Here is a 4,689-nt window from a genome sequence, read left to right as displayed (position 1 = left end):
CTGGTTGCCCTTCGCCTTTGTCAAAGCCCTCAAGGGAAGCCAGTTCATTTCCATGCTGGGGTTCACAATGCCAGTAGGCGTAATGACCGTTTTGGTGGTCTATACCTTATTTGGTGCATCCCGTGACTTGGGAAGCTTCATCGCTCCCCTTGCCGCTGCTGCTTTTACCGCGGGTCTTCACCTGTGGCGCCGAAACTCCGGTCTTTCCATTTTCGGTGGTACCGCGTTCTACATGCTCCTTGTGAACGTGGTCTTCTAAACCTCGCCGTAGAGGGCGGTAGCTTCCGTCCACAAGGAATGGAATTGGAGAGCACTGACAAACTCCGCTTCAATATCCGGAAACTCATCGTAGGTGTTGGGGTGTGGAACTACCTGCTGCGGAACATCGGCATTGCCTACCGACGCATGCGGGGTCGCTGCTCCCACGATGGAGTCATCCGGCGCGAGCGCTATGATGCGCTGCATGGAACAGGCGGAGTCACTAATTTCCTGCATTTCCGCAATGTGGATGGCTGTTCCGACCTCCGGGAGGGTCATGGTCGTTCTAACGTAGAGAGTTTTCATGGTGCCTCACTCTACCCGCGCATAGCGCGACGCCACAGACGCGCAGATCATGAGCTGAACCTGGTGGTAAATCATGAGCGGGAGGATGAGCAGTCCCAGCGACGTGCTGCCGGAGGCAAAAATAACCGAGGCCATCGGCAGGCCCGTGGCAAGAGACTTCTTCGATCCACAGAACTGGATGGCAATAGTGTCTTCCCGGCTAAACCCGAGTTTTGTGCTTATGGCCTTGGTGAGCCAAAGCATGAAGAACACGAAGACTGTAGAGAAGAGAATCTGGAAGAGGATTTGCCAGACGCTAATCTGCGACCAAATGCCATCTACCATTCCTTTTGAAAAGGCTGCGTAGACGACCATGGCGATGGAACCTCGGTCCACCACTTTTGTGGCCTTACTTGCGGCGAGCGTGCCGACCCACCTGCGCGTGATCTGGCCCAGTGCGAAAGGCAGGAGCAAGAGTACTGAGATCTCGAGGAAGACCGAGCTGTCGATGTGGATTCCATTTCCCGCACCCATGAGTGCCATAACGAGGAGCGGGGTGAGGATGACGCCCGCCAAGTTCGACGCCGATGCTGACACGATTGCGCCAGCGACGTTACCCTTTGCAACGGACGTGAATGCCACGGAGGACTGCACGGTTGATGGCACAAGCGTGAGGTACAGGATGCCCAAATAGAGGTCGTTGGGTATGAAGACCGTGAGAGGTCTCAGGGCGAGACCGATAAGGGGATATACAGCAAAGGTAAACGCGAGGATGGTGAGATGCAGTTTCCAGTGCTTGATGCCATTAATCGCCTCGCGCGTAGAGAGTCGCGCTCCGTACAGAAAGAAGAGGAGCGCGATGCCGATATTAGTAAGGACGTCGAAGGCGTCTGCGAATTCACCACGGGCTGGGAACACGATCGCAATGGCGACGGCGCAGAGGATGAGAAGTATGAGGGGGTCGAGGTTTTTGAGGCGCTCAAGCATATATCAGAGTGTAGACGTCCCTCATATGTTTCACGTGAAACGCTGTCACGACGTTAGCTGCTGACGTTCCTTACCGTTCCGCCGTCGTTTTCAACGCCGTACTCCGTGAGTGGCTTGGGGCTTGGGCCGCCAGTGACTTCACCGGTAGCCAGGTCAAAGCTTGAATAGTGGCTCGTGCACGTCGCCGTCAGTCCCTCAATCTTGGTAATGAGGGATTGCTGGTGTGGGCAGGTCTGGGAATAGGCCTTAAACTCGCCTTCGGTCGGCTGAGCGAAGATCACCTTGTCGACGATAATGGCAGAACCAACTGGAATCTCTGTGGCGGCGATTTCAGCCGAAGGCTCCTTGCCGCAGGCTGCGAGGTATGCGCCTGCAAAGGTGGTGGCGGTGCCAAGGAGGAACAGGCGACGAGAACACGTAGTCATGGGCCCTACTCTATCCGATCTCACCCTCCCACACAGGAAGCTCGCGTTCGGTGCTACCGCTAAAGTCATAAGAGCCGTATGAGGTTCCCACATCGCTGTAGATTGTTCCGGCTTGCGCTACCGTCTTTGTGCCGCGTGTATCGGCGGCCATAGCGTAGGAGGCACCGGCGCCCAAGGCGGTGAGGCTCAATGCCGCTGCGGCGACAATCTGAAGGGTCTTGTTTCGCTTAGTGTTAGTCATGAAGACCATCGTCCTCTGCAACCCTACCACTGTCACGTACTAGGCCCAGTCTCCCACTCACTTGTGGCTAAGTTGACAGCTAACGCCCAGATGTAAGAAAACGGACCCTCATCAATGATGGATTGTACCTACCATCAGGAGGGTCCAACTATGATTTCGTTATGACGTAAAATGGCCTATTGGCATGGGTGGACACATTACGTCACAGTGTTGTAATTATTTGCCTGCGCCATCGGAGTGTTTGGCAGCTGCGCGGACCGCGGAGACGTCGACAGCCGGCGGTGTGTCATCCCCACATCCGTCATCGCCACAGTTGCAGGAATCCCCGCAGCCTTCGTCTTCCTTGTGCGCTTGGTCCCACAGGTAGGCCGCGCGGGCGCCCATGTTAGAGCCGATGGACAACAGTAATACCGCAACGATGAATGTTGCGGCTGGGATAAGCCACATCCAGCCTTCTGCCCGCAGAGCTACGAAGCCTCCAAAGATAAGCGCGACACCACCCAGTGCCCAGAAAGGACCGGCAACCGCGTGCGCGTTATCCCATGCCTCCCTACTCTTTCGGATTTCTGCCAGGCGAAGACCGACGACACTATTGCCTGGAAGCTTGCGCAATGAAGCGAGACCGCCCACGATCACAAAAACTGCGGCGAGGATGAAGAAGAGGATTCCGACTACGAGCATGTGCACTAGTCTATCTCTCCCGCTGCCCGGCGAGAAAGCCGGTTCAAATTATGAGATTGCTCCTGTAATATACATTTCGTGTCGCTCGGTAGATAATAAAGCTTTTATTACCCAGCGATGGAAATCCACGTGGTTCCAACCATAGAAAAGAATCAATCATGTCATTCAAGAGTGTTCTCAACTCTCTGTTGTTCAAGATCATTGTCGCGATTATCTTGGGCATCATTGCAAGCCAGTTTGCTCCCGAATGGTTCGGTAGAACCTTCGCGACGTTCAACGGGCTGTTTTCAAATTTCTTGGGCTTCTTTATCCCAGTTTTGATTTTTGCCCTCGTGGCACCAGCCATTGCCGGTCTTGGCCGCGGCGCAGGTAAGTGGCTGGGCATCACCGCAGGCATTTCCTACGGTTCCACCATTGTTTCCGGCTTGGTGGCCTATGGGCTTACCCAGGTCCTGTACCCAGTCATGCTCAAGGGCCAAACGCTCAATACCGATGTTGCCGATATTGATGAGGGTGCCCTCAAACCATACTTTGAGGTATTAATGCCGGCACCTTTTGAGGTGATGACGGCGTTACTTCTCTCCTTCTGCGTCGGCGTGGCCATGACAACGGTCAAGTCCGACAACCTCTACGCCCTTTCGAAGGAGTTTGAAGGAGTCGTTATCAAGGTTATCTGGGGTTTCGTTATTCCGCTCTTGCCGATCTACATCTTCGGTATCTTCCTGACACTCGGTATGAACGGCAACATTGGCACGGTAATGGCTGCTTTCGCCAAGGTTCTCCTCCTTTCAGTGGTCATGACTCTGGTCTACTTGGTTTTTCAGTATCTGGTTGCCGGTGCTATTGCCGGAAAGAATCCGTTTACAGCAATGAAGAATATGGCGCCCGCCTACTTCACTGCGTTGGGCACTTCGTCTTCCGCCGCGACCATTCCGGTTTCTCTTGATTCCGCTCTGAAGAACGGCATTTCCAAGCCAGTCGCCGGTTTCGTCATTCCGCTCTGTGCCACGATCCACTTGTCTGGCTCCATGATGAAATTGACTTTGTATGCCTTCGCTATTGTCTTCATGTCTCCAGATATGGAGGGAGATCTCGGAAAGGCTTTGAGCTTCATTCTGCTGCTGGGGATCATGATGATTGCCGCTCCGGGCGTTCCTGGCGGTGCTGTGATGGTGGCGGTTGGCCTCTTGCAGTCCAATATGGGCTTCGACGATTCCATGGTGGCGCTGATGATTGCTGCATACATCGCCATCGATTCCGTTGGTACCGCGGCAAACGTCACCGGCGATGGCGCTATTGCCATGATTGTCGACCGTTTCGCTCGCGACAAGATCGACGGCATCGACTCTGATTCGGAGCCTAAGGCCGCCGACGGAGAGGTCGCAACTTCTTAAGTTTCACGTGAAACTTCCACCCCCTTCCCTGCCGGGTTGGGGGTTCACTCGTTTTCCCGCCTAACCGTGAAGCTCCGTCGAGAATTCTGGGTTTGCTCGATGGTGCAGTCAACGCAGTGCTTAGCGACGCCTTCTCTGACCTCGTTTCTGGCCGTTATTGTGTGGTGTTTGTCACATTGTGATGTGGGGTGTTTGATAATTCGCCGTCTATATGTGGTGTTGGCAAGAGTGTGTTCGAATGGGTGTGTTGTTTTGGTCTAGTTGTGGTGGTGTGTTATGGGGTCTGGTGTGGTGTTGGGGTGTTTGGGTAGTGTGGTGGCTAGAAAGCATGTTCGTATTTTCTAGTGTTTAAGGGGGGTGTCACCATGGTGGCAACCACAACTACTTCTTCTTCTGTTCCGTTGGCGTATTTTTCTCA

General features: G+C 54.1%; 7 protein-coding genes. 2 read left to right on the top strand and 5 right to left on the bottom strand.

The features are described from left to right. A partial coding sequence (locus HMPREF2875_RS02670) for a branched-chain amino acid transporter permease (RefSeq protein WP_083311826.1) occupies positions 1–259 on the top strand: 259 nt, incomplete at its 5' end. On the opposite strand, the gene HMPREF2875_RS02665 is transcribed toward HMPREF2875_RS02670, so the two are convergent. From HMPREF2875_RS02665 to HMPREF2875_RS02645, 5 genes are all read right to left on the bottom strand, one after another. Beyond that, positions 256–564 (bottom strand): hypothetical protein, encoded by a 309-nt coding sequence (locus HMPREF2875_RS02665; RefSeq protein WP_070669988.1) that lies wholly within the window; start codon positions 562–564, stop codon positions 256–258. The two genes, HMPREF2875_RS02670 and HMPREF2875_RS02665, sit on opposite strands and share 4 nt — an antisense overlap. A 6-nt stretch (positions 565–570) precedes the next feature. Next, on the bottom strand, positions 571–1,530 hold the full coding sequence (locus HMPREF2875_RS02660) for a bile acid:sodium symporter family protein (RefSeq protein WP_070669986.1): 960 nt from the start codon (positions 1,528–1,530) through the stop codon (positions 571–573). A gap of 53 nt (positions 1,531–1,583) precedes the next feature. Beyond that, positions 1,584–1,955, bottom strand: a complete 372-nt coding sequence (locus tag HMPREF2875_RS02655) for a Rieske (2Fe-2S) protein (RefSeq protein WP_070669984.1) — start codon at positions 1,953–1,955, stop codon at positions 1,584–1,586. Positions 1,956–1,965: 10 nt separating this feature from the next. Then, complete coding sequence (locus HMPREF2875_RS02650; RefSeq protein ID WP_141754551.1) at positions 1,966–2,196, bottom strand: hypothetical protein; 231 nt, start codon at positions 2,194–2,196, stop codon at positions 1,966–1,968. A gap of 216 nt (positions 2,197–2,412) precedes the next feature. Further along, the gene (locus tag HMPREF2875_RS02645; RefSeq protein ID WP_070669979.1) at positions 2,413–2,877 is read right to left on the bottom strand and encodes an SdpI family protein; all 465 of its coding nucleotides are present in this window, start codon (positions 2,875–2,877) and stop codon (positions 2,413–2,415) included. Positions 2,878–3,035: 158 nt separating this feature from the next. Between HMPREF2875_RS02645 and HMPREF2875_RS02640 the strand changes: the two genes are divergently transcribed. After that, positions 3,036–4,271 carry a dicarboxylate/amino acid:cation symporter gene (locus HMPREF2875_RS02640; protein WP_070669977.1) on the top strand — a complete coding sequence of 412 codons (1,236 nt, stop codon included), beginning with the start codon at positions 3,036–3,038 and terminating at the stop codon, positions 4,269–4,271. Positions 4,272–4,689: the final 418 nt, after the last annotated feature.

It is taken from the genome of Corynebacterium sp. HMSC078H07 (assembly GCF_001812805.1).
In the GTDB taxonomy this organism is placed as follows: Bacteria; Actinomycetota; Actinomycetes; order Mycobacteriales; family Mycobacteriaceae; genus Corynebacterium.
Note: the sequence above shows the minus strand (reverse complement) of the source record. Positions and strands in the feature narration are given on the sequence as shown.